The following is a 23,667-nucleotide window of genomic DNA, read 5'->3' as shown; positions in this document are numbered from 1 at the left end:
CTTAACGGCTGATCAGATGCAAAGATCTCGCGCTCGTAGCGCTGCGCTCGCTTCCGGCTTCGCCCTATTGCTCTCCTCCACGGCCCTGACGGCGCCGACGGTGGCCGTCGCCCAGGCCCAGGCTGAGGTTGTCCAGCGCATCGCCGTACGGGGCAATGAGCGCATTGAGCAGGCCACAGTGCTATCCTACCTGCCGATCCAGCCCGGCGACCGCGTTGATGCTGCTCAGCTGGATCTGGCGCTTAAGGCGCTCTACCGCACTGATCTGTTCGCCGATGTGCGCATCAGCGCTGTGGGCGGGGAAGTGATCGTCGAGGTCGTCGAAAATCCAATCATCAATCGGGTGATTTTCGAAGGAAACCGCGGCCTGAAGGAAGACAAGCTGCGGGACGAAGTCACCCTGCGGCCCCGGGGGATTTTCACCCGCGCTCGTATTCAGCAGGATGTTCAGCGGATCGTCGAGCTTTACCGCCGGTCTGGGCGGATCTCGGCCAATGTCTCCCCTAAGATCGTTGAGCTGCCCCAGAAGCGTGTGGATGTGATCTTTGAGATCGACGAGGGGGCCAAGAGCGGCGTCCTGCGCACCAACTTCATTGGCAATGTGGAGTTCTCCGACAACGATCTGCGCGATGTGGTCGTGACCGAGGAAAGCGCCTGGTACAAGCTGTTCACCAGCAACGCGAACTATGATCCAGATCGGCTTGAATTTGATAAGGAAAAGCTCCGCGAGCACTATCGCAACCGCGGTTTCTACGATTTCCGGATCATCTCGGCCATCGCCGAGCTCGCCCCCGATAAGAACGGGTTTGTGATCACCTACACGATCGATGAGGGCCCGGAATACAAGTTCGGCAAGATCGAGGTGGCGACTGAGCTCGAGAAGCTAAACAAGGAACTCCTGGTAGAGATCCTGCCAATCCGCGCGGGCCAGATCTATCAGGATGAACGCATTGAGCAGGCGACAGACACCCTGACCTTTGCGGCCGGTGCCGCCGGCTTTGCTTTCGTCGATGTTCGCCCTCGCTATACCCCCAACCGCGAAGCGCGCACCGTGGACGTGACCTTCCAGGTGAACGAGGGGCCGCGAGTCTATGTCGAGCGGATCGACATCATCGGCAACACCCGCACATTGGACTATGTGGTTCGCCGCGAGATGAACCTTGCCGAGGGCGACGCCTATAATCGGGTCCTTGTGGACCGATCGCGCAATCGGATTCGGGCGCTGGGCTTCTTCAAGGATGTGACCATTGAGGAAATTCAGGGGTCGGCGCCTGACCGCACGGGGTTGCAGGTCCAGGTCGAAGAGCAACCGACGGGCGAGCTGTCGTTCAGCGCGGGCTACAGCTCCGTAGACCAGTTGATCCTCGATCTTGGGGTCACTGAGCGGAACTTCCGCGGGCGCGGTCAGAACGTCCGGGCGAGGGTATCTGTCGGGTCCCTCCGTCAGCAGGTCGATTTTTCCTTCACCGAGCCCCGGTTCATGGGCCGCGATCTCGGGGCAGGGGTCGACCTTTACTCCTACCGCTATGATCTCACCGACTTCTCGGCCTACCGGACCAACACCATCGGCGGCGGTGTTCGGATTGGCTTCCCATTGACGCTGAACTCCCGGGGTTCGGCGCGCTATACGCTTCGCCAGGATGAGGTGGAGATTCCAGCCGACTTCTGCGACCCATCTTCCCCTGTGGTTTCGATCTCGCTTTGCCAGCAGCGGGGGTCCTATGTGACCTCTCTGATCGGCTACGGGCTGCGCCTGGACCGGCGGAACGATCCGATCAATCCAACCCGCGGGTTCTACACTGCCATCAATCAGGACCTGGCGGGCCTTGGGGGTGATGTGAACTATCTGAAAACGGAGATTGAGGGCGGTATTTATTACGGTTTCTCGCCAAGCTTCATTTTCAGTGGGACGGCCTCTGCTGGCTATGTGGATGGCTGGAACGGCGATACGGTCCGGGTCAATGAGCGCTTCTACAAGGGCGGCAACAGTTTCCGGGGCTTTGAAACCGCGGGCATCGGCGGGCGGGACCTGAACTCCAGCCGGGGTGATGCCCTGGGCGGCAAGGCCTACGCCATCGGCACCCTGGAGCTTACGGTTCCCACCTTCCTGCCCGAACAGTACGGGGTGAAGGCGGCCGTGTTCTCTGACTTCGGGACCTTGGGCCTGTTGGATGATGAGGATAAGCTGACGATCACCGGCGTCGTCGATCCCAACATCGTCGACGACCTCTCCCTACGCGCCTCTGCGGGCGTCAGCATCTTCTGGCGCTCACCCATGGGTCCGATCCGCTTCGACTTCAGCCAAGTTTTGGCCAAAGAAGATTACGATAAGACCGAAACCTTCCGGTTTTCCACTTCAACTAGGTTCTGATTTCATGACCACCAAAACCCTCGCCGTTGGCCTTTCGGCTGCGGCGCTAGCCCTTGCGCTCGCTTCGGGCGCTCAAGCCCAGCAGGCACCTGCCGCTCCGCAGGTCACTCACGGCGCCGCCATTGCGGGGGTCTGCGTCATGTCTCTGGACGGTGCCATTGGCGCGTCCACTGTGGGGCAGGCCGTCGGAACCCGCATGGGTCAGATTGCCACCCAGGTGGAGGCCGAACTCAAGGCTGAAGAGACCGCCCTTGCCAATGACGCCAAGACCCTCGAGGGGCAGCGGGCGACCATTGGTCAGGACGCGTTCGAATCCCGTGGCGCAGCGCTGCAGGTGCGGGCCAACGCCCTCCAGCGTAAGGCGGCCCTCCGGGAACGGGAACTGGTCGCCACCCAGAACAAGGCCATTGGCCGGGTTGGCCAGGAACTGGAGCCGATCATCCGTCAGGTCTATCAGCAGCGTCAGTGCGCCATCCTGGTCAGCAGCGATTCACTGATCCTGGCGAACCCGCAGATGGACATCACGGGTGCCGTCATTACAGCGCTGAACGCCAAGATCACCCAGTTTGCTTTCGACCGTGAACGGCTGGACCAGCCGGCTCCGGGCACCCAGACTAGATAAGCCAGCGACTCGCCCAAGGGGCGCGGGTTGCGCCTGGAAATCAAATGCCTGACCCGCGCTTCTTTGAGGACCTCGGTCCTGTTTCCATAGATGATCTGGCCAAGCTGACAGGCAGTCAGCTTGCGCCTGGCAGCGACGGTGCCCGGCAGATTCGCGCCGTAGCCATCCTGTCCAGGGCCGAGGTCGGGTGTGTAACCTTCCTTTCGGACCCCCGCAGGGCAGACGAACTTGCCGGCACCAAGGCGAGCGCCTGTTTTGTTCATCCCCGCCAGGCGCAGGACGTTCCGAAGGCCTGTGTCGGCTTGATCACCCCATCACCCCAGGCTGCCTATGCCGTGGCCGCGGGTGCCTTGCACCGCCCAAGACGCAACACCTCAGACAGCCTCGTGTCGCCTACTGCGCGTCTTGAGCCCGATGTTCGGATTGAGCCGGGTGCTGTGATCGGAGATGGCGCGCACATCGGCGCGCGCACCACTATTGGTGCCGGGGCGGTCATTGGGCCAGGGGTGACGATCGGGCGCGATTGCGACATCGGTGCCTGCGCCGTGGTGGGCTTTGCCGTGATCGGTGACCGGGTCCGCATCTATGCCGGAGCCATGATTGGTGAGGCCGGGTTTGGGGCCACTGTCGGTGCCACGGGGCTAATCGATATTCCCCAGCTCGGACGAGTCATCCTGCAAGATGGGGTGACGGTGGGGGCAGGGGCCTGTCTTGATCGAGGCGCCTTCGAGGACACCATCGTCGGCGAGAACACCAAGATCGATAACATGGTTCAGATCGCCCACAATGTTCGCATCGGCCGCAATTGCGCCATTGCCGCTCAGACCGGGATCTCCGGCAGTGTGGTCATCGGCGACGGCGTGCAGTTTGGCGGTCGGGCTGGTGTAGCGGATCATGTGATCATCGGCGAGGGGGCCAGGATCGCGGGGGCGGCCGGCATCATGCGCGATGTCCCCGCCGGAGAGACCTGGGGCGGGTATCCGGCTCGTCCCATTAAAAAGTGGATGCGTGAAGTCGCGTGGCTGTCGAAGATGGCCGCGCGTCGCGGAGATGGAGCAGGCGCATGAACCGCAAAGCGCCGGTCAATGAAAACCCCGATGAGATCGATATTTCGGAAATTCTCCGGCGTATCCCCCATCGCTACCCCTTCCTGCTGGTGGATCGCGCCGAGGAGTACAAGCCAAGCCAGTCGATTGTCGGCATCAAGTGTGTGACCTTCAACGAGCCGTTCTTCGGCGGGCATTTTCCGGAGTATCCGGTCATGCCTGGCGTGCTGATTGTTGAAGCCATCGCCCAAACCGGTGCCATCCTGATGTCGAAATCCCTCGACGTGGATGTGGCTGGCAAGACCATCCTGTTCATCTCCTTGGACAATGGCCGCTTCCGTCAGCCCGTTCGCCCCGGCGATGTGATGCGGATGCCCGTCGAGGTTGTTCGCCACCGTGGCGACCTGTTTAAGTTCAAGGGCCAGGCCCTGGTGGGCGACAAGGTCGCCGCCGAGGTCGAGTTCGCCGCCATGGTGGTCGCCACCCAATGACTGTTGAGATCCATCCTACGGCGATCATCGCCCCAGGGGCCGAACTGGCCGAGGGCGTCAAGGTCGGTCCCTATTCGATCATCGGCTCGCATGTCCGAATTGGACCACGCACCGAATTGCTGTCCCATGTTGTCGTTGAAGGCCACACCACCATCGGGGCCGATTGCACCGTGCGGAACTTCGCCAATCTGGGCGGTCCGCCTCATCATACGGGCTACAAGGGCGAGCCCACCGAGCTCATTATCGGCGATCGCAACCGCCTTTGGGAGCATGTCACCATGCACATCGGCACGCCTGACGGCGGTGCTGTCACGCGCATTGGTGATGATGGCATGTACATGGCGACCAGCCATGTGGGCCATGACTGTACGGTCGGCAACAATGTAGTCCTGGCCCATTCCGCGACCCTGGGGGGTCATGTGGACGTGGGTGACTTCGTCATGGTCAGTGGGCTTGCCGCTGTCCACCAGTACTGCCGGGTCGGGCGCTACTCCTTCATCGGTGGCCTTGCCGCGGTGACCAAGGACGTCATTCCCTACGGTCTCGTCTGGGGAAATCATGCCCACCTGGAAGGCTTGAACCTCGTGGGCCTCAAGCGTCGCAACTTCTCCCGCGAGATGATCGCTGAACTGCGCTCCGCCTACCGGCTACTGTTTGCCGAGGAAGGCACCTTTCAGGAGCGCATTGAGGATGCGACGGCCGCCTTTGGCCATAGCGCGCCGGTGATGGAGATCATCGACTTCATCCGTGCCGAGGCCAACCGCCCACTCTGCCTGCCGGAGCGGGAGGTATAGGGTTTTGTCCAGGCTTGGCCTGATCGCCGGCGGCGGCGGACTCCCGGTTGAGATCGCCACGGCCTGTGAGCGGGCCGGTCGTCCCTTGTTCGTCGTCCGTTTGAAGGGGTTTGCCGGCCCTGAGCTGGCCGCCTTTCCTGGTGCCGACATAGGCCTAGCAGAGCTGGGCAAGTGTATCCGCGCTCTGAAAACGGCGGGGTGTGAGGCGGTCTGCTTTGCAGGCCAGGTCAATCGCCCGGATTTCTCAGCGCTTAAGCCAGATGTTCGGGGCCTTACGGCCCTGCCAGGTCTGATTGCAGCAGCCCGGCACGGCGATGACGGTCTGCTCCGCGCGCTGTTGTCAGAGTTTGAAAAGGAAGGCTTCCGGATCGAAGGTGCGGATGAGGCGATGGGGGACCTCAGGCTTCCCCTCGGTCCCCTTGGCCGATGGGTGCCAGATGAGCGACAGCGGGCCGATATTGAACGCGCCCTGAACGTAGCCCGCGCCTTGGGACTAATGGATATCGGCCAGGGTGCTGTGGTCTGCGAGGGCCTAGTTCTGGCTGTTGAGGCGCAAGAGGGCACCGACGCCATGCTGCGGCGGGTGGCCGATCTGCCCGAAGCTATCCGTGGGACGCCTGGCGGTCTGCGGGGGGTTCTGGCCAAGGCCCCTAAGCCCATCCAAGAGACCCGAGTGGATCTGCCCACCATCGGACTGGCGACCATTCAGCGGGCGGCCAAGGCAGGCTTGGCCGGGGTGGTGGGGGAGGCCGGTCGCCTCCTGGTGCTTGATCGGAAAGCCTTGATCGAGACCGCCGACGACCTCGGCCTGTTCGTCTTCGGCGTTGCGCCCGAGGGATCATGACAAAGCCACTCTGCATTATGCTCGTCGCCGCGGAAGCCTCGGGCGACGATCGTGGGGCCGGTCTGATGGCCGCCCTCAAGCGCCGATTGGGTCCAGACTCCCTCAGGTTCGTGGGCCTTGGGGGTCAGGGTATGGCGGCCGAGGGGCTATCGAGCCCGTTTGACATGTCTGAACTCTCGATTCTGGGACTGGTAGAGGGGCTAAAGGCCTATCCTCGGGTCATTCGACGGGCCGATGAAATGGCGGCTCTGGCCCTGCGCGAGCAGCCGGACGTGGCGATCCTGATCGATTCCTGGGGGTTCACGGTGCGCCTGGCGCAGCGGCTAAAGGCGCAGACACCGAACCTGTTGGTTGTGAAATATGTAGCCCCTCAGGTCTGGGCCTATCGGCAGGGCCGGGCTGCCGCCTTGGCCAAGACGGTCGATCATCTGCTGTCCATTCACAGCTTTGACGCGCCCTTCTTTGAAAGGGTCGGTTTGCCCACCACGTTTGTCGGCAACAGCACCCTGAATCTCGATTTCAGCGGGGCAGATCCCGACGGCCTGCGCCGTCGCCTGGGGATCGGTCCTGAAGCGCCAGTCCTGCTGGTGCTCCCTGGCAGCCGCCCCAGTGAGATTGAGCGCGTCGGTCCGCACTTCGCCGAAGCCGTCGCCCTGCTCAAGGCCGTGCGTCCTGAGCTCCAGGTCATCGTCCCTGCGGCCTCTACAGTGGCCGAGATGGTGCGCACCAGGGTCGCGGGGTGGCCGCACAGGGCCCATGTTGTGGAAGGGGAGGCTGACCGTTACTCGGCCATGCAGACCGCCACAGTGGCTCTGGCCTGTTCGGGTACGGTGACAACGGAAGTCGCCCTCGCAGGAACCCCGATGGTGGTGGGTTACCGTCTGGCGCCGCTGACCTATGCGATCATCAAGCGCCTGATCCGTACGAAGTATGTAACCCTGTTCAACATCGCGGCGGATGCCTTTGTGGCCCCTGAATTGATCCAGGTGGCCTGCACTGGCCCCAATCTGGCGCGGGAGCTCGCCCTGAGATTGGACGATCCAATCCTGCGGCAGGCCCAGGTCGAGGCTCAGAACGCCGCCTTGGTCAAAATGGGTCGCGGCGGCCCCGATCCCTCGGAAGCCGCCGCTTTGGCCGTTCTGAAGCTGCTCGGACGAAACGAACCGCTCAAGATCTAGAGCACGCCAAATCTGATCTGACGGCCCGCGCCAGATCAGAGAACGCCTCAACCGCGCTTGTCGAGCGCCGCATAGTCCCGCTGCGCCGCGCCGGTATAGATCTGCCGCGGGCGCCCGATCTTTTGCGACGGGTCTTCCACCATTTCCTTCCACTGGGCGATCCACCCCACCGTCCGCGCCAGGGCGAACAGCACGGTGAACATCTCGGGCGGGAAGCCCAAGGCCCGAAGGGTGATGCCGGAATAGAAGTCGACATTGGGGTACAGCTTGCGCTCGACGAAATAGGGATCGCTCAGCGCGATCTTTTCGAGCTCCATGGCCACCTTCAGCAGGGGATCATTGGTGTTGCCGACCTCGGCCAGGACCTCATGGCAGGTGGCCTGCATGACCTTGGCGCGGGGATCATAGTTCTTATAGACCCGGTGGCCGAAGCCCATAAGCCGATAACGACGATCCTTAACACCCTGAACGTACTCAGGAATATTCTCTACCGTGCCGATTTCAGCCAGCATGTTGAGGGCCTCTTCATTGGCACCCCCATGGCTTGGGCCCCAAAGGCAGGCGATGCCCGCAGCGATACAGGCGAACGGATTGGCACCCGAAGACCCGGCCAGCCGGACGGTGGAGGTCGAGGCGTTCTGTTCGTGATCGGCGTGGAGGATGAAGATCCGGTCCATGGCCCGGGTCAGAACCGGGTTGGGCTTCCAATCCTCAGCCGGAACCGAGAAGCACATCCGCAGGAAGTTCTCTGCATAGGACTCGTCGTTGCGCGGATGCACGAACGGCTGGCCCTTGGAGTACTTGAACGCCCGCGCCGCGATCGTCGGCATCTTGGCGATCATGCGGTGGGCGGAAATCATCCGCTGCTGCGGATCATCGATGTTGGTGCTGTCGTGATAGAAGGCTGACAGAGCACCGACTGCGCCAACCATGATGGCCATGGGGTGTGCATCGCGGCGGAAACCCGCGAAGAACCGGTCGAACTGCTCATGCAACATCGTGTGGTAGGTGATGTTGTGATCGAACTCGGCGAATTGCGCCGCCGTCGGCAGTTCGCCGTGAAGCAGGAGGTAGCAGACCTCCAGGAAGCTCGACTTCTCGGCCAGCTGATCGATGGGATAACCCCGATGCAGCAGGATGCCGGCGTCACCGTCGATATAGGTGATCTTACTCTCGCAGCTCGCCGTCGAGGTGAAACCCGGGTCGTAGGTAAAGACATCGGCTTCGGCGTAGAGTTTGCGCACGTCCACCACATCCGGACCCGTCGTACCCTTCAGAATGGGTAGTTCGACGGTTTTGGCGCCGATGCTGATCTTCGCCGTATCGCCCATGCCATCCCCTTTCAATGACTAGGAATTAAAATCTTTGTTCGCTTGGCCTTATAGCGCTTTACGCAGCGGGCGAAAGCGCGTCGTGGAGCCGTCCCAGGCTTTCCTCTTGGCCAAGCGCCGTCAAGGCACCTGCAAGATCCGGGGCTGAGGCTGCGCCTGCCAGACAGGCGCGTAGGGCCGGGCCGAACTTGCCAATACCCACCGCCTCTGACTCAGCGAAGGCGCGAATTTCAGCCTCTAGCGCCGGGACATCCCAGGCTGTGGCGGCAGCCAATCGCGTTGCCAGCCGCCCAAGCCGCGCCCGGGTCTCTTCGGTCAATTGGCCCAAGGCCTTTTCGGGCAGCACCAGAGGGCGTTGCATCAGCACAAACACGGTGGAATCAGCCAGGTCGAGGAGGGTCTTGGCACCGTCTCGAACCAGCGGAACAGCGCGCTCCAGTACCGGTCGGAGCGCCGGCGGCGCGGGCAGATCGCGGCTTTCGTGGATCGCTGACACCAGGTCGGCAAGCCGACCGATCTCCGCCTGCCGGATGTAGTGGTTGTTGATGTGGTTCAGCTTGGCCCAATCGAGCCTGGCCGGGGCGCTGACCACATCGACAATGTCAAACCAGGCGATCGCCTGTTCGTCGGTGAAGATCTCGTCATCCCCATGGCCCCACCCCAGGCGCGCCAGGTAGTTGCGCATCGCTTCGGGCAGATAGCCCATGGAATCGAACTCGCTGACCGCCTGAGCCCTATGGCGCTTTGAGAGCTTGGCGCCGTCGGGACCGTGGATCAGTGGCAGGTGCGCCCAGACCGGAACCTCCCACCCCAGACCCTGATAGATCAGCGTCTGGCGGGCGGCGTTGTTCAGGTGATCGTCACCGCGGATGACGTGAGTCACCCCCATGTCATGGTCATCCACCACCACGGCAAGATTGTAGGTGGGAGAGCCATCGGAGCGCAGCAGGATCAGATCATCCAGATCCTTGTTCTGGAACCGGACATCGCCCTTGACCTTATCGGCGACCACGGTGTCGCCGGTGAGGGGACTTTTGAGCCTGACCACGAAGGGACGGTCGGGGGCGTCATTGGGGGCTATGTCCCGCCAGGGGGACAGGACTACCCGTCCGGCAGCCCTTGCGGCCTCACGCTCGGCCTCCAGCTCTTCGGCGGTCATGTAGTCTCGATAGGCCGCGCCCCGGGCCAGGAGAGCATCCACGGCCTCCCTGTGGCGATCGGCACGGGCCGCCTGGAACACCGGCGGCTCGTCGGCCTCCAACCCAAGCCAACGCATGCCCTCAAAGATCACCTGGACCGCGGCCTCTGTGGAGCGCTCGCGATCCGTGTCTTCGACGCGAATCAGGAACTTGCCACCCGTATGACGGGCATATAGCCAGTTGAACAGTGCGGTCCGCGCCGTGCCGATATGCATGGAGCCGGTGGGCGAGGGGGCGATCCGGGTGACGACGGGACGGTCGGGCATCGAGGTCGGGGGTTCTGAGGTGTCGCAGGCCGGCGGGCTCGCCGGGCGATGGGGCCGGCGTCTTAGCATGCGCCTGTCGCCGCCTCCTAGTGCACGAGACCTGATCATTGGTCTTGGCGGTCGAATGACTGAACAGGTCGACCGCTGGAGCCTCTGGGCCCCCGTGGCGTTTGGGGTGGGATGCGCTGTCTATCTGGGTCTTGATCGTGAGCCCATGGGCTGGGTGGCTGCGGGCTTCCTCGGTCTGTCGATTGGCCTTGTGATCGCAGCCCAGCGAGCACCGCTGCGCAGAGAAGCGGCGATTCTGCTGGTCCTTTTGGCCTTTGCCCTGGCTGGATTCTCCACCGCGAAACTTCGGACCATGGCGGTGGCTGGCCCTGTCGCACCAGCCCTGGCCAGCCCGGTTGAGGTTGAGGCCTGGGTGGTGGATGTGGCCAGTCCAGGAGCCGGCGGCGGCAGTCGGATCATCCTGGCACCCATTCGCATTGACGGGCTCTCGCCAGAAATGACGCCCACACGCATGCGGGTGACCCTGCGGACTGAGACACCCCCTGAGCCCGGTGCAGCCGTGCGTCTGCTGACCCTGCTCAATCCCCCGCCAGCGCCGGCCAGTCCTGGAACCTATGACTTTGCCAGGGACGCCTACTACGAGAGCATTGGCGGTGTGGGATTTGCCCTGACCCCGCCCGAAGCGATCACGCCGCCTGCGCCACCGGGGCGTCTGGCCCTGGAGATGGGGATCAATGCCGCCCGCTGGTCCCTTGGCCAGCGCATTGTTGAGAGCATGGGGCCTGAGACGGGGGGACTGGCTGCCGCCATGGTCATGGGCAACCAGGCTTTTGTGCCCCCAGAGCAGATCGAGGATATGCGCGCCTCCGGGCTCGCGCACATGATCTCGATTTCAGGCCTGCACATGGCTATTGTTGGCGGCTTTGTCTTTGCGGCCGTCAGGGTGGGGGTCGCCGCGTGGCCCTGGCTGGCGCTTCGGGTATCTGGAAAGAAGGTGGCGGCCCTGGTGGGGCTTGCGGCTGTGGGGGCCTATCTGGTGGTCTCTGGCGCACCGCCCCCTGCTGAGCGGGCGGCGATCACGGCATCGGTGGCCTTTGCCGCCGTAATCTTTGACCGGCGGGCGATCAGTCTCCATGGCCTGGCCCTGGCGGCGCTGATCGTCCTGCTGATCCATCCAGAAGCGGTGGCCGAAGCCGGTTTCCAGATGTCCTTTGCCGCGACCGCAGCCCTGGTGGCCCTGGCAGAGGCCTGGCCCCGGGTGATCCGAGAAATCAGCGCGCCTTGGCCAATCCGGCTGATTCAGACCTGTCTCACCTGGTTTGCGGCCAGCCTGGCTGCCAGTTTTGTTGCAGGCATGGCCACCGGTCCCTTTGCTCTGCAGCATTTCAATCGCATGGCCACCTATGGCCTGGCAGCCAATCTCGCGGCTTCACCGATTTCGTCGTTTCTGATGATGCCAGCCCTGGCGATTGGCGCTGTCCTGACGCCCTTGGGCGGGGGTGATCTGCCGTTGATGGTCTCAGGCTGGGGCATCTCTGCGATCACGACCCTGGCCGAAATGGCGGCGCATGCGCCGGGAGCCAATCTCCTCATCGCCAGCGCCCCAAACTGGGCCCTGCCCACTGCCTTTCTGGGCATCCTGTGGATGTGTCTATGGCGCGGCCCAGTGCGGTGGCTGGGCCTACCCCTGGCTCTGGCCGTAAGCCTTGCCCCCCGGCCTGAGGTTCCAACCCTTTGGGTTGCTGGCGATGGCGCGCAACTGGCGGTCCACCACGGCGACCAGGCAATCCTCCTGCGCCCTGACGTGAAGCGTTTTGGCGGGGAGCGCTGGGCCCAGCGCTATGGACTGGTGCCGAACGAGGACGAAGCGCTGAGAGACGCGTTCTATGTCTGCGATCGCTGGACCTGCCGACCAAAGGCCGACGCCCCGGCTCAGGTGGCTGCCTATTGGGGGCGCAGGGTTCCTGACCGGGAGGCCCTGGCGGCGCTTTGCGCCTCTGCCGAGGTCATTGTGGTCCGCCCCGACCTCCCCCAAGGCACCTGTCCGGGGAAGATCGTACTCAGTGGAACCGAACTCCAAGCCAGGGGAACGGCAGAGCTGTACCGGTCAAACTCGGCCGAATGGCGGGCCAGATGGGGGCAGGACCTCCGGGGGCATCGCCCCTGGACGTGGGGCAGTGGCCCCGCCGATGATGAACCCGGCTAAGCCTGCCAGCGACGACCTTGGCTCTGAGTTGGTCTAGTGATAGCGGCGGATAAGGCCCACAAGGCGACCTTGCACGGCTACCTGATCTGGACCGAAGATCCGGGTCTCATAGGCCGGATTTGCAGCCTCGAGCGCGATGGAAGCCCCTTTCCGGCGCAAGCGCTTCAGGGTGGCCTCTTCGCCCATCACCAGGGCCACAACAATCTCGCCCGAATTGGCAGAGTCAGCCCGGCGGATCACCACATAGTCGCCGTCGAGGATCCCGGCATTGATCATGGAGTCGCCCTGCACCTCGAGGACGAAGTGCTCGCCAGCGCCTAGCATCGACTCGGGCACCTGCAGGCGGTCGCGTTCCTGCTGGATGGCTTCGATCGGCGTACCGGCGGCAATCTTGCCCAGGATCGACAGTTCACGGGTGTCATTGGCGGCCGGGGCAGGGGGCGCGCTACCGCCTTGTTCGACCAGCTGTGGCCTGAAAGCCTGTCGGCCCTTTGGGGGAGCAGAGGCCGTCGCCTCCTGGGGCAGCTTGACCACTTCCAGGGCCCGGGCCCTGTGGGGCAGACGCCGCAGGAAACCCCGCTCCTCAAGGGCGGTGATCAGGCGGTGGATGCCGGACTTTGACGCCAGGTCCAGGGCCTCCTTCATCTCGTCGAAAGACGGCGAGACACCGGTTTCCTTGATCCGCTCATGGATAAACATGAGCAGTTCGTGCTGCTTACGGGTCAGCATTGGTTTTCCCAACCTAGAGAACAAAGCGCAAACGCTAAGGATGTTCTCTAGGCGTTCCAGATTAATGTCAAGTTACCGCCCAGAGCGCTTCAAGGGGCCAGGCCGTCCGACGGCTTCTGGCGATCAAGGTGCGGCGTGGTTCAGGGGCAAGGCACCTGGATAGGTGGCCAAAAACCGTTCTGCGACAAAGTGCAGGACGATGTCGGGCTGCTCGCGCGCGATGATGTCGGCGAGAACATCGCCGTCATGCCAGACATAAACTGAGCGGGAGAAGTGCTCAGCCAGGAACCGAATCGACTCGGTGGCGGTCGAATCCCGGAAGATGACCGCCCGCGGCAGACGCGAATCATCGGTTTCGTAGACGGCGAGGTCGCGCCCATGAAAGCTGGCTTTCGCCTCGGGGCTGAGGGGAACTTCCCGGGCCCGGACCTTGTCGGGGTGGATATTGTACTTGAGGGTGATCTCCAGCATGGCGCGCCAGCGGGCATAGTCGGCGTCCTGGGCGAATTCCGCCCTTTGAGTCTCGTCAAGCTGGACGAAGACATCCCCCTCAAACCCCGCCAGCTCAGGCAGGAGATCGCTGAAACCTATGGCGGCTCGGCTCGTCAGGCCCGCGCGCTCCATCGTTTCAATGACCTGGCGATAAAGGAGGTAGCCCCCGAGCCAGTTCACATGGCTGTCGCCACGGAAATAGATGAAGCCCAGCCGCTTCATGCGCTCAAACCAGGGCTGGAGGTAATGGATTTGGGCCGGGAACTGCCGGGTCAACCAAGGGGCCGGGCGCTCTGCACTGGACTTCAGGTCAGCCAGGCCCAGGGGGAGGTATTCCTGATAGGCGACGCTCTTTTCCGGGGTGATAAACATCAGATAGGGCCGAGGTGCCAGGGCCAAGAACCGCTCCGAAAAGATGGTTCTAACCCGGGCCCTTTCCAGGCGGGTCCAGCGCTTGAGGCCAAACTGCCAGGGTAGGAAGTCATTGGTGTCATTGATCAGGAAGACCCAGCCACCGGGGGCAGCCAAGGCCTTTCCAGGCTGACGGGCCTTGGCGGCGGCGACGCGGCGTGCGGCCTGGCCAAACACGATCAGGACATCAGATCGTGGACGGCCTGGGTCACATCGGCCTGACGCATCAGGCTCTCCCCCACCAGCATCGCCCGGGCACCCGACGCCTCAAGGCGACGCACGTCGGCCGGTCCGGTGATCCCGCTTTCGGTCACCAGCAGGGCCCCGGGGGGCGCAAGGGCCGCCAGCCGTTCGGTGGTTGCGAGGTCGGTGTCAAAGGTGCGCAGATTGCGGTTGTTTACCCCGACCAGCCGGGCTCCCATCTTTCCGGCGCGGGCCATCTCAGCCTCATCGTGCACCTCCACCAGGGCGTCCATGCCCAGCCGGTGAGCCTCCGCCTGAAGCTCGCCGGCCAGCCCATCGTCGACCATCGCCAGAATGATCAGGATGGCGTCGGCACCGAGCGCCCGGGACTCAGCCACCTGCCAGGGGTCGACCAGAAACTCCTTGCGCAGGGCCGGCAGCGCGACCGCATCCCGACCAGCTGTGAGAAAGGTGTCGGCCCCCTGGAAACTCGGGGTGTCGGTCAGGATCGACAGGCAGGCCGCGCCGCCGGCCTCATAGGCCTTCGCCAGGGCGGGCGGATCAAAATCAGCCCGGATCAGCCCCTTAGAGGGGGAAGCCTTCTTGATCTCAGCAATAAGCGCCAACCGACCGGGCGAATGAGCCGCCAACAGAGCCGCCAGGAAACCCCGCGGGGCTGAAGGTAGCTTGGCCGCAGCCTCGACCACGGCCTGGGTCCTGGCGCGCTTGCGATCGGCCACTTCGTCGCGTTTGTAGGCCGCGATCTTCTCCAGCACGTCGCTCATGGGGCAGTAATCTCACAGAGCCGGTTGAGGGCGAGCAGGGCGCGACCGTCATCCAGAACCTGACAGGCCAGATCCACCCCGTCAGTCAGGGTCTCGACCCTGTCGGCCACCAGGAAAGCAGCCGCGGCATTGAGCGCGACAATGTCCCGGTAGGGGCCAATCTCACCCTCGAGCAGGCGACGCAGGGCCGCGGCATTGGTGTCTGGATCGCCTCCGATGAGATCAGCCAAAGCCGCACGGGGAAGGCCCACCGCCTCTGGGCTGAGAGAGAACAGCCTGACCTGGCCATCCTTCCACTCCGCCACCCGGGTTTCCCCGGTGGTGGTGATTTCGTCCATCCCATTGCCGTGGACCACCCAAGCTCGCTCCGCCCCCAGTCCGCCAAGCACCCGGGCGAGCGGCTCAACCCAATGCTCGGAAAACACGCCCAAGACCTGGCGTTGCGCCCCAGCCGGATTGGCCAGGGGGCCCAGCAGGTTGAAAAGGGTCCGAAAGCCCAGCTCTGCCCGGATGGGCGAGACATGCTTCATGGCCCCGTGGTGGGCCTGGGCGAACAGGAAGCAGACCCCAGCGCTCTCCAGAGCGTGGCGCTGCTGCTCCCGGGTGGCGGTGATGTTGACGCCCAGCGCGGCCAGCACATCAGCAGCGCCGGATCTGGACGACAGGGCGCGGTTGCCATGTTTGGCCACCTTTAGTCCCCCACCCGCAGCCACAAAGGCCACAGCTGTGGAGATGTTCAGCGTATGCAGCCCGTCGCCGCCGGTGCCGCATACATCGATCACCTGGAAGGGATGATCGAGAGTCGAGGCGGCACTGCGCATGGCTCTGGCACCGGCAATGATCTCGCCGACGGTCTCGCCGCGCATGCGCATCGCGGTCAAGGCGGCCGCCACCTGAGCCGGGGTTGGCTCTCCACGCAGACAGGCTGCGAAAAAGGTCTGAGCGTCTTCCTCGCTCAGGGCGGCCCCGTCGGCCAGGCGCGAGAGCAAGGGCTTGAAGGCCTCAGACATGGCTGTGGCTCAGACCGGGCTCAGGCGATGGGCGCCGGCCAGGTCGAGGAAGTTGGACAGCAGGGCGTGTCCCCCCTCGGTGGCGATGGATTCCGGGTGGAACTGCACACCGAAGATCGGCCGGCTTACGTGCTGCAGGCCCATCACCTCGCCATCCTCGGTCCAGGCCGTGATCTCCAGCGCTTCGGGCATGGTGTCCCGGCGAACTGAAAGGCTGTGATAGCGGGTGGCGGTGAACGGATTGGGCAGGCCTGAGAAGATCCCCTTGCCGGTGTGATGCATGAGGCTCGTCTTGCCATGCATCAGGCTGGCGGCCCGGATCACCTCGCCCCCAAAAGCCTGACCGATGGCCTGGTGCCCCAGGCACACCCCCAGGATCGGCAGATCAGCCGGTGCCTTGGCCAGAAGTTCAAGGCAGACGCCAGCCTCATTGGGGGTGCAAGGCCCAGGCGACAGCAGGACGCCCTCCGGCTTCAGCGCGATCGCCTCGTCGGCGCTCAGCGCATCATTGCGATAGACCAGCGTCTCGGCCCCAAGCTCGTTCAGATAGTGGACGAGGTTGTAGGTGAAGCTGTCGTAGTTATCGACGACCAGGATCATGCTTGTCCTCTAGAGCGCGTTCTCCAAAAGGGGAACCCGGATTTGCTCTGCAGGCGCAAGACCCGAGGCTGCTGCGCCTGGACAGGCGCTCGGCGGGCGATGGGTTCAACCGAGAGCGCCGCATTGCATCCGGGTGCGGCCCGGATGATCCTGCCCCCATGTCAGTCACCGATTCCGCACTTGATTCTGAGGCCATGGCGCAGGCGCGGAGCCTGCTTTCGCCGCCGCCAGTTCGAGAACGGCTCTGGCCCGTGGTCGCCGCCGCGGCCTTCGCCGCTGTAGCGGCCCTGGCCCTGGCCGGCGCGATGATCACCGCACCCCCTGTCGTCAGTCAGCCCATGCCCATGAGCGAGGCGGAAGATTACGGTCCTGCGCTCTAGACGAACCGCCAGGCGTCTTCAGCTGCGCGTCGCAGGGCGCGGGCCTTGTGCAAGGTCTCGTCGTACTCAGCGTCAGCGTCAGAATCGGCCACCACGCCACCACCGGCCTGAATGTACATCTGGCCATCCTTGAAGCAGGCCGTGCGCAGGACGATGCAGGTGTCGACCGACCCATCAGCGCCGAAATAACCCACCGCGCCAGCATAGGCGATGCCGCGCTTTTCGATCTCCAGCTCATCGATGATCTGCATGGCACGGACCTTGGGGGCGCCCGACAGGGTGCCAGCGGGCAGGGCGGCCATGAGCACATCGACGGGATCAACGCCCTCAGGCGCATCACCCTCCACGTTGGAAACCAGATGCATCACGTGGCTATAGCGCTCGACAAAGAAGCTGTCGGTGACCCGAACGGCCGGCCCCTTCGGGCGAGGCGTCTCGGCATTTCGGCCAGGCTGACGCAGCATGGCGACCCGGCCCACGTCATTACGCCCAAGATCCAGTAGCATCAGATGCTCGGCCCGTTCCTTGGGATCAGCGATCAGCTCCTGTTCCAGCGCCAGGTCCTCCTCGGGCGTTGCGCCCCGGGGGCGGGTGCCGGCGATGGGGCGGATGGTGATCTTGCCATCGCGCAGGCGCACCAGGATCTCGGGACTTGATCCGGCCAGCTGGAAGTCGCCGAAGTTCAGATAGAACAGGAACGGGGAAGGGTTGGTTCGCCGCAGGGACCGATAAAGGGCCAGGGGATCGAGGGGGAAGGGGGCCCGGAACCGATGGCTGGGCACCACCTGGAAGATATCGCCAGCCCGGATGTAGGACTTGGCCTTTTCGACGATCTCTCGATAGGTCTCGCGGCTGACCGGGGTGGTAAAGGCGTCTGGAGTCGGAACCCCCTGTCCGGTCAGGCCAGGTGCCGGGCGACGCAGATCGTTCTGCACGGCCTCCAGCCTGGCTTGGGCGGCGGCGTAGGCGGCCTCTGCGGACTGGACACCGGGTCGCACCGTGGTGGCCAGAATGATCTCCTGACCAATGGAATCGAAGATGGCGACGATCGAGGGCCGCGTCATGATCCCGTCGGGCAGGCCCAGGGGGTCGGGATTGATATTGGGCAGGCGCTCCACCAGCCGAACCATGTCGTAGCCGAGGGCTCCGAACACCCCAGCGACCATGGGCGGCAGGCCCTTGGGGATCTCCAGGCGAGCACTGGCCACCAGGTCGCGCAGAGACTCCAGCGCACTTGCCGCTTGCGGGGTAAAGCGGCTCGCCGCGATATCCTCGCCCTCCGCGATCGCGGCCGACTGGCCCCTACAACGCCAGACCAGGTCCGGCTTGAGGGTGATGACGGAATAGCGACCTCTCCAGGCACCACCCTCAACCGACTCGAACAAGAACGCATAGGGCTGGCCTTGTGCGATCTTCAGATAGGCTGAGACGGGCGTCTCCAGGTCATCGATCAGGCGTGTCCAAACCACCTGGGCGGCGCCCGTAGAATAGCGCTCGGCGAACGCTTCAAAGGGGGGCTCAAGGCTCACTCAGCGGGTTCCTTCGCCGCCGGGGTCTCAGCCCCGGCTTTGGGGGCGGGAACTTCCGGGTCAAGGCCTAGCACCGCGCGGGCGCGTCCTTCATCAAGCCGCACCTTGACCTTGGCCCGTGCCGCCAGACTGGAGGCCTCGGCCATGTCGCGGAACAGGGCCATGCTCGCCTGGCCTCGACCGTCCTCGACCGCCTGAGCGACCTGAGTGGTATCACCAGGGCGGACGGCTTCAACCTTTGCGACAATCATGCCCAGGGTCACGTCGCGGGCGAAGAACACCTCTTGCGGTGCTGCGCCGAACGCCTTGAACAGAGCGTCCTCTGACAGCCGCTCCCCCGGTACAGCGGTCGCGCGGCTCAATCCGGTGGACCGGGTCACGCGGGCACCGATGCTGGTGGCAACAGCTTCCAAAGTCTGCCCTCCACGGACCCGTTCGGCCAGTTCAGTGGCCTTGTCTTCCAGACGCCGGATCATCTCCCGCTGCATCCAGACCTGGGTGAGCAGGGGGCGGACCTCATCAAGAGGTGGCAGGGCGGCGGGGATCACCCGCTCGGCCCGGACCGCGAAGTACTCCCCTTCGCTCAGTTCGGTGAGATCAGACTCCTCCCCCTCGGCCAGCGCGAAGCCGGCAGTGATCACCTGGGGGGTAACGCCTTGGACGGGCTGCCCCTCCTGATCTCGCCCCTGTTCGCTCACGGCGGGCAGGGTGATGACCGTCGCGCCAGCTGCCTGTGCGGCCTCTGCCAGGGTGGCCCCGCCGATGTGGGCCTCCTCATAGGCCTGAGTGCGCTCGTAAACCTTCTCCGCCGCCTTATCGCGACGGATTTCAGCCTCGAGCATCGGTCGGACATCCTCCAGGGTGGGTTCACGCCCGGGCGTAATCGCCGTGACCTTGACCACCGCGAGGCCTAGATCGCCGGCAATGGGATTGCTCACGGCACCGGCGGCCAGGGCGAAGGCCGCTTCCGCCACTTTACGGTCCGCAATGGCACTGCGTGGCCGGGCTTCGTAAGTCACAGGCTCCACGCCAAGGTCTTCAGCCACGGCGATGGGATCTTCACCTTCGCGCAGACGCTGAACGATCCGTCCGGCTGTGGCCTGATCCCGGGCGGGGATCTGAACCAGGGTGCGGGTTTCGGGCTGGGATAGCGTGTCTCGCCGGAACGCAAAGCGCTCATCCAGTTCGGCCTTGGTGATCTCGCCGGCGAGATCCTGCGGGCGCGGTGCGAACCGCACCAAGGACAGAACGCGGAACTCAGGCATGCGCAGCTGGCCGGCGTTCTCTTCCATGAAGGCCTGAAGTTGCGGATCAGTCGGCGCGCCAGGTGCCTCCACCGATGACAGGCCAACCTGGAAGTAGCCGATATCGCGCTCTTCCAGGTCCATCATGACCGCCAGAGCGCCATAGGCCCGGGGTGCCCGCAGACCGCTGACGAGGCCCGAGGCAAAGTGCTGTTGGGCGATTTCGTCCTGCAGGAGGGCGATGAAACGGTCAGAGGTAAGGTTTGTCTCGCTCAGTCGCTGCTCCATCAGCGCCTTGTCGAAACGCCCGCTGATCGGATCAAAGAAGGCTGGGATCTGCCGAAGCTGGTCAGCAACCAGGCTGTCGCCCGGACGAAGGCCCATGCGGCCTATCATTTCCGCCAGGGCTTCGCGGGTCGCGATCTGCTGCAGCAGGCTGCCAATGACGCCGTTTTCTGCCGCCATCTGCGGGGTGATCGGCTGTCCCATCTGCTGTTCAGCGTTCTGGCGCCACTGGTCGTAATCCCTGCGGAAGTCCTGGTCGGAGAAGCTCCGGTCACCGGCCTTCACCACAGAGGACGAAATCTGACCCTGCAGGATGTCTGACATGCCGAAGACAGCGAAACTGAGGACCAGCAGGCCGATCAGGATAGCCGCCACCCACGATTTGGCGAAGGCACGGAAAGCGGTAAGCATGGAGGACCCTTCCTCGGCGCGAAGTCCAGAGGGGCGGGTATAGTGGAGGCGGCTTCCCCCCCGCAAGCACGTGACAGCATTGATCGGTTGGCTTAACCGCCTGATTGACCCCACGGAGAGGCCAAATGACCACACCCACCCCCCTGATCGCCGGCAACTGGAAGATGAATGGGACCGGTCCGGCCCTGTCTGAAGCCCGCGCCATTGCCGCTGGCGCTCCAACAGCGGGGGTCCGCGTGGCGCTTTGTCCTGCAGCGACGCTGGTGGAGCGCATGGCCACCGCCTTGGCGGGCGCACCGGTTGAGATCGGCGGACAGGACTGCCATTCCCAGGCAAGCGGCGCCTTCACCGGCGACGTATCGGCCGAAATGCTGCGAGAGGCCGGCGCCACCCTGGTGATTCTGGGTCATTCCGAACGACGGGCTGGTCATGGAGAGACCGACGAACAGGTGGCCGCCAAGGTGGAGGCCGCTCTGCAGGCCGGGCTAGAGCCGATCATCTGTGTCGGCGAGACCCGGGCCGAGCGCGAGGCCGGCCGGGCCCTGGCCGTGGTCACCGATCAGGTGCGAGCGTCCTTGCCGGGGTCTCTCACAGGCAAGGCCTTCACCGTGGCCTATGAGCCGGTGTGGGCTATTGGCACAGGACTGACCCCCAGCCTGGACGACATCACCGAGGTGCACCAGGCGATCCGAGCGACTCTGGTGGAGATGTTTGGGCCAGCGGGCGCGGCACCCGCGATTCTCTATGGCGGCTCGGTCAAGCCGAACAATGCCGCCGAGATCCTCGCCCTGCCAGAGGTGGGCGGCGCTCTGGTGGGCGGCGCATCCCTTAAGGCCAGCGAGTTTCTGGCCATTGTCGCAGGCACCCCGGGGGTCTAGGCGGCAGGGGGCCGCGTTGGACATCGCGGTCGAAGGTCTTGGTCTTGTGCCGTGCGCAGATCACCGCCCTATGGCCTTGGCCTCTGGGGGATGATACAGCGCGCGCTTGGTTTTTCGGCGCGGGACGCTCTTCGGGTTCCGCACCCACACGTTATGGACTAGCCCATGCTGCTCAGCATTCTGCTCGCCATCCTGGTCATCGTCTGCCTGGCCCTGATCGGCCTGGTCCTGCTGCAGCGCTCCGAAGGCGGGGCGTTGGGCATGGGCGGTGGTGGATCGGGCAATTTCATGAGCGCCCGGGGCTCTGGCGATTTTCTGTCGCGCGCCACGTGGATTCTCGGCGGCGTGTTCTTCGCTCTCAGCCTGGCGATCACCCTGGTGTCTGGCCGGGTCAGCGGGGGATCGGCGGTGGACCGCCTGGACATCGAAGCTCTGGATCCCACTGAACTGAGCGCCCCGCCGGTGGCAGCCGTTCCCGCCGCCCCGGTGGAAAGCGGCGATGGCAGCTTGGCCGCTCCGGCCGCCCAGATCCGTAATCCTTTCCTCGACACCGAAGCCGTCGCACCCGCGAGCAGCGGTGAGGCTGCCGTTCCGGCGCCGACCACACCAGCGCCCTAAGCGCTGCCTAGCGGACCCTGTGCGCCCACTTGGCGCGGGTCTTATGCCCTTAGTTCTGGGCCACCCTTGGCCCTCTCAGACGTTTTGGCGCAGCTCTTATGCGGGGCCGCGCCCCGAATCGATGCTAGGTTGACCGCCCATGACCCGGTACATTTTCATCACCGGCGGCGTGGTCTCCTCCCTGGGAAAAGGTCTCGCCTCCGCCGCCCTTGGCGCGCTCCTGCAGGCTCGCGGCTATAAGGTCCGCCTGCGCAAGCTCGACCCCTATCTGAACGTCGATCCCGGCACGATGAGCCCCTATCAGCATGGGGAGGTCTTCGTCACCGAGGACGGGGCTGAGACCGACCTCGACCTCGGCCATTACGAGCGGTTCACCGGCGTCAACGCCACCCGCGGCGACAACGTCACCACGGGCCAGATCTACAAGACCATCCTGGAGAAGGAGCGGCGTGGCGACTATCTGGGTGCCACTGTCCAGGTCATTCCCCACGTCACCGACGAGATCAAACGCTTCGTTCTGTCCGATGCCGGCGAAGGCGTCGACTTCGTCCTGGTGGAGATCGGCGGCACCGTCGGCGACATCGAGGGCCTGCCGTTCTTCGAGGCCATCCGCCAGCTCGGCCAGCAGTTGCCCCGGGGCCATGTGTGTTTCGTCCACCTGACGCTCTTGCCCTATATCAAGACCGCCGGCGAAATGAAGACCAAGCCGACCCAGCACTCGGTCAAGGAGCTGCGGTCCATCGGCATCCAGCCCGACATCCTGCTGTGCCGTTGCGAGACCGAGATCCCGGCCGGGGAGCGGCGCAAGATCGCGCTGTTTTGCAATGTCCGTGAGAGCGCGGTGATCGAGGCCCAGGACTCTTCCAGCATCTACACCGTGCCCCTGGATTATCACCGCCAGGGCCTGGACACTGAGGTGCTGGAGGTGTTCGGCATCACTGATGCGCCGGCCCCAGACCTGTCGCGGTGGGAGACCATCGGTCACACCCTGACCCACCCGGATGGCGAGGTGAACATCGCCATCGTCGGCAAGTATACCGGCCTGACCGACGCCTATAAGTCTCTGGTCGAGGCCCTGGTTCATGGCGGGGTGGCCAACAATGTCCGCGTCCGCTTCGACTGGGTCGAGGGCGAGGCCTTCGAGGGCGGCGAAGAAGATCTGATCTCCGAACGGCTCACGGGGGTGCATGGGGTGCTGGTGCCCGGCGCCTTTGGCCAGCGGGGCTCCGAAGGCATGATCCAGGCGGTCCGCTTCGCCCGGGAACACGAAATCCCCTATTTCGGCATCTGTTTTGGCATGCAGATGGCGATGATCGAAGCCGCCCGGAACCTGGCCGGCCTGAAGGACGCCTCGTCCACGGAATTTGGCCCCACGTCCGAACCTGTCGTCGGCCTGATGACCGAATGGGTGCGGGGCAATGAGCGGGAGACCCGAGGCGAGGGCGACAATCTGGGCGGTACCATGCGCCTGGGCGCCTATGACGCGGTGCTGACACCGGGCTCGCGGGTCGCCGAGATCTATGGCGGCCAGACCATCAGCGAGCGCCACCGCCACCGCTACGAAGTCAATATCGGCTATCGCGAGGCCATCGAGGGCACGGGCCTGCGCTTCTCGGGCCTATCCCCCGACGGCGTCCTGCCGGAGATCTGCGAGCGCGCCGACCACCCCTGGTTCGTCGGCGTCCAGTTCCACCCCGAACTGAAGAGCCGACCCTTCGAACCCCACCCCCTCTTCGCCAGCTTCATCGGCGCGGC

21 protein-coding genes are annotated in these 23,667 nt (G+C 64.3%); 12 read left to right on the top strand and 9 right to left on the bottom strand.

Annotation, left to right across the window (positions count from 1 at the left end; genetic code table 11):
- The first annotated feature begins 16 nt into the window (after nucleotides 1-16).
- From bamA to lpxB, 7 genes are read left to right on the top strand one after another with little or no spacing between them, the layout of a single operon-like run.
- Complete coding sequence (bamA, locus tag MH112_RS00370) at nucleotides 17-2,371, top strand: outer membrane protein assembly factor BamA (protein ID WP_296562573.1); 2,355 nt, start codon at nucleotides 17-19, stop codon at nucleotides 2,369-2,371.
- A 4-nt stretch (nucleotides 2,372-2,375) separates the two neighbouring features.
- A complete protein-coding gene (locus MH112_RS00365; protein ID WP_296562571.1) occupies nucleotides 2,376-2,993 on the top strand; it encodes an OmpH family outer membrane protein in 618 nt (205 codons plus the stop codon).
- 44 nt (nucleotides 2,994-3,037) lie between these two features.
- Entirely contained in the window at nucleotides 3,038-4,060 is a 1,023-nt protein-coding gene (gene lpxD / locus MH112_RS00360) for a UDP-3-O-(3-hydroxymyristoyl)glucosamine N-acyltransferase (RefSeq protein ID WP_296562568.1), read from the top strand.
- Nucleotides 4,057-4,530 (top strand): 3-hydroxyacyl-ACP dehydratase FabZ, encoded by a 474-nt coding sequence (gene fabZ, locus MH112_RS00355; protein WP_296562567.1) that lies wholly within the window; start codon nucleotides 4,057-4,059, stop codon nucleotides 4,528-4,530. The genes lpxD and fabZ overlap by 4 nt, the downstream gene beginning before the upstream one ends.
- Nucleotides 4,527-5,324, top strand: coding sequence for an acyl-ACP--UDP-N-acetylglucosamine O-acyltransferase (lpxA, locus tag MH112_RS00350; protein WP_296562565.1), 798 nt, complete (start codon nucleotides 4,527-4,529; stop codon nucleotides 5,322-5,324). The genes fabZ and lpxA overlap by 4 nt, the downstream gene beginning before the upstream one ends.
- A 4-nt stretch (nucleotides 5,325-5,328) precedes the next feature.
- Nucleotides 5,329-6,168, top strand: coding sequence for a UDP-2,3-diacylglucosamine diphosphatase LpxI (gene lpxI / locus MH112_RS00345; RefSeq protein ID WP_296562564.1), 840 nt, complete (start codon nucleotides 5,329-5,331; stop codon nucleotides 6,166-6,168).
- Entirely contained in the window at nucleotides 6,165-7,346 is a 1,182-nt protein-coding gene (gene lpxB, locus MH112_RS00340) for a lipid-A-disaccharide synthase (protein WP_296562562.1), read from the top strand. The genes lpxI and lpxB overlap by 4 nt, the downstream gene beginning before the upstream one ends.
- 47 nt (nucleotides 7,347-7,393) lie before the next feature.
- Here lpxB and gltA read toward each other — a convergent pair whose 3' ends face one another.
- On the bottom strand, nucleotides 7,394-8,677 hold the full coding sequence (gene gltA / locus MH112_RS00335; RefSeq protein WP_296562561.1) for a citrate synthase: 1,284 nt from the start codon (nucleotides 8,675-8,677) through the stop codon (nucleotides 7,394-7,396).
- A 58-nt stretch (nucleotides 8,678-8,735) separates the two neighbouring features.
- The gene (gltX, locus tag MH112_RS00330) at nucleotides 8,736-10,142 is read right to left on the bottom strand and encodes a glutamate--tRNA ligase (RefSeq protein WP_296562559.1); all 1,407 of its coding nucleotides are present in this window, start codon (nucleotides 10,140-10,142) and stop codon (nucleotides 8,736-8,738) included.
- A gap of 124 nt (nucleotides 10,143-10,266) precedes the next feature.
- On the opposite strand from gltX, the gene MH112_RS00325 reads away from it, so the two are divergent.
- Nucleotides 10,267-12,357, top strand: coding sequence for a ComEC/Rec2 family competence protein (locus MH112_RS00325; RefSeq protein WP_296562557.1), 2,091 nt, complete (start codon nucleotides 10,267-10,269; stop codon nucleotides 12,355-12,357).
- Between the two features lie 33 nt (nucleotides 12,358-12,390).
- Here MH112_RS00325 and lexA read toward each other — a convergent pair whose 3' ends face one another.
- From lexA to MH112_RS00300, 5 genes are all read right to left on the bottom strand, one after another.
- Complete coding sequence (gene lexA, locus MH112_RS00320) at nucleotides 12,391-13,086, bottom strand: transcriptional repressor LexA (protein ID WP_296562555.1); 696 nt, start codon at nucleotides 13,084-13,086, stop codon at nucleotides 12,391-12,393.
- Between the two features lie 123 nt (nucleotides 13,087-13,209).
- A complete protein-coding gene (locus MH112_RS00315; protein ID WP_296562553.1) occupies nucleotides 13,210-14,106 on the bottom strand; it encodes a hypothetical protein in 897 nt (298 codons plus the stop codon).
- A 62-nt stretch (nucleotides 14,107-14,168) separates the two neighbouring features.
- Nucleotides 14,169-14,957, bottom strand: a complete 789-nt coding sequence (trpC, locus tag MH112_RS00310; RefSeq protein WP_296562551.1) for an indole-3-glycerol phosphate synthase TrpC — start codon at nucleotides 14,955-14,957, stop codon at nucleotides 14,169-14,171.
- Entirely contained in the window at nucleotides 14,954-15,967 is a 1,014-nt protein-coding gene (trpD, locus tag MH112_RS00305) for an anthranilate phosphoribosyltransferase (protein ID WP_296562548.1), read from the bottom strand. Before trpD ends, trpC begins: the two co-directional genes overlap by 4 nt.
- A gap of 9 nt (nucleotides 15,968-15,976) precedes the next feature.
- Nucleotides 15,977-16,567: an aminodeoxychorismate/anthranilate synthase component II gene (locus MH112_RS00300; protein ID WP_296562544.1), complete on the bottom strand. Its 591-nt coding sequence runs from the start codon at nucleotides 16,565-16,567 to the stop codon at nucleotides 15,977-15,979.
- Nucleotides 16,568-16,725: 158 nt separating this feature from the next.
- Between MH112_RS00300 and MH112_RS00295 the strand changes: the two genes are divergently transcribed.
- A complete protein-coding gene (locus tag MH112_RS00295; RefSeq protein ID WP_296562542.1) occupies nucleotides 16,726-16,947 on the top strand; it encodes a hypothetical protein in 222 nt (73 codons plus the stop codon).
- Here MH112_RS00295 and trpE read toward each other — a convergent pair.
- Together trpE and MH112_RS00285 are read right to left on the bottom strand one after the other, a co-directional pair.
- The gene (trpE, locus tag MH112_RS00290; protein WP_296562540.1) at nucleotides 16,944-18,476 is read right to left on the bottom strand and encodes an anthranilate synthase component I; all 1,533 of its coding nucleotides are present in this window, start codon (nucleotides 18,474-18,476) and stop codon (nucleotides 16,944-16,946) included. The two genes, MH112_RS00295 and trpE, sit on opposite strands and share 4 nt — an antisense overlap.
- Entirely contained in the window at nucleotides 18,473-20,416 is a 1,944-nt protein-coding gene (locus tag MH112_RS00285; RefSeq protein ID WP_296562539.1) for a peptidylprolyl isomerase, read from the bottom strand. The genes trpE and MH112_RS00285 overlap by 4 nt, the downstream gene beginning before the upstream one ends.
- 125 nt (nucleotides 20,417-20,541) lie before the next feature.
- On the opposite strand from MH112_RS00285, the gene tpiA reads away from it, so the two are divergent.
- The 3 genes from tpiA to MH112_RS00270 all read left to right on the top strand — a co-directional run.
- Complete coding sequence (gene tpiA / locus MH112_RS00280; RefSeq protein WP_296562538.1) at nucleotides 20,542-21,294, top strand: triose-phosphate isomerase; 753 nt, start codon at nucleotides 20,542-20,544, stop codon at nucleotides 21,292-21,294.
- A gap of 165 nt (nucleotides 21,295-21,459) precedes the next feature.
- Nucleotides 21,460-21,912: a preprotein translocase subunit SecG gene (gene secG / locus MH112_RS00275; RefSeq protein WP_296562536.1), complete on the top strand. Its 453-nt coding sequence runs from the start codon at nucleotides 21,460-21,462 to the stop codon at nucleotides 21,910-21,912.
- A gap of 139 nt (nucleotides 21,913-22,051) precedes the next feature.
- The coding region (locus MH112_RS00270) for a CTP synthase (protein WP_296562534.1) at nucleotides 22,052-23,667 on the top strand (1,616 nt) is incomplete at its 3' end.

It is taken from the genome of Phenylobacterium sp. (genome assembly GCF_022402485.1).
GTDB lineage: Bacteria > Pseudomonadota > Alphaproteobacteria > Caulobacterales > Caulobacteraceae > Phenylobacterium.
Note: the sequence above shows the minus strand (reverse complement) of the source record. Positions and strands in the feature narration are given on the sequence as shown.

What these genes read in the sequence shown, in the direction of transcription:
- MH112_RS00285 (WP_296562539.1), bottom strand. Translation starts at nt 20,416, where the DNA reads ATGCTTACCGCTTTCCGTGCCTTCGCCAAATCGTGGGTGGCGGCTATC.
- trpD (WP_296562548.1), bottom strand. Translation starts at nt 15,967, where the DNA reads ATGTCTGAGGCCTTCAAGCCCTTGCTCTCGCGCCTGGCCGACGGGGCC.
- MH112_RS00300 (WP_296562544.1), bottom strand. Translation starts at nt 16,567, where the DNA reads ATGATCCTGGTCGTCGATAACTACGACAGCTTCACCTACAACCTCGTC.
- lpxB (WP_296562562.1), top strand. Translation starts at nt 6,165, where the DNA reads ATGACAAAGCCACTCTGCATTATGCTCGTCGCCGCGGAAGCCTCGGGC.
- trpC (WP_296562551.1), bottom strand. Translation starts at nt 14,957, where the DNA reads ATGAGCGACGTGCTGGAGAAGATCGCGGCCTACAAACGCGACGAAGTG.
- lexA (WP_296562555.1), bottom strand. Translation starts at nt 13,086, where the DNA reads ATGCTGACCCGTAAGCAGCACGAACTGCTCATGTTTATCCATGAGCGG.
- bamA (WP_296562573.1), top strand. Translation starts at nt 17, where the DNA reads ATGCAAAGATCTCGCGCTCGTAGCGCTGCGCTCGCTTCCGGCTTCGCC.
- MH112_RS00295 (WP_296562542.1), top strand. Translation starts at nt 16,726, where the DNA reads ATGTCAGTCACCGATTCCGCACTTGATTCTGAGGCCATGGCGCAGGCG.
- lpxA (WP_296562565.1), top strand. Translation starts at nt 4,527, where the DNA reads ATGACTGTTGAGATCCATCCTACGGCGATCATCGCCCCAGGGGCCGAA.
- gltX (WP_296562559.1), bottom strand. Translation starts at nt 10,142, where the DNA reads ATGCCCGACCGTCCCGTCGTCACCCGGATCGCCCCCTCGCCCACCGGC.
- MH112_RS00365 (WP_296562571.1), top strand. Translation starts at nt 2,376, where the DNA reads ATGACCACCAAAACCCTCGCCGTTGGCCTTTCGGCTGCGGCGCTAGCC.
- lpxD (WP_296562568.1), top strand. Translation starts at nt 3,038, where the DNA reads ATGCCTGACCCGCGCTTCTTTGAGGACCTCGGTCCTGTTTCCATAGAT.
- gltA (WP_296562561.1), bottom strand. Translation starts at nt 8,677, where the DNA reads ATGGGCGATACGGCGAAGATCAGCATCGGCGCCAAAACCGTCGAACTA.
- fabZ (WP_296562567.1), top strand. Translation starts at nt 4,057, where the DNA reads ATGAACCGCAAAGCGCCGGTCAATGAAAACCCCGATGAGATCGATATT.
- MH112_RS00325 (WP_296562557.1), top strand. Translation starts at nt 10,267, where the DNA reads ATGACTGAACAGGTCGACCGCTGGAGCCTCTGGGCCCCCGTGGCGTTT.
- tpiA (WP_296562538.1), top strand. Translation starts at nt 20,542, where the DNA reads ATGACCACACCCACCCCCCTGATCGCCGGCAACTGGAAGATGAATGGG.
- secG (WP_296562536.1), top strand. Translation starts at nt 21,460, where the DNA reads ATGCTGCTCAGCATTCTGCTCGCCATCCTGGTCATCGTCTGCCTGGCC.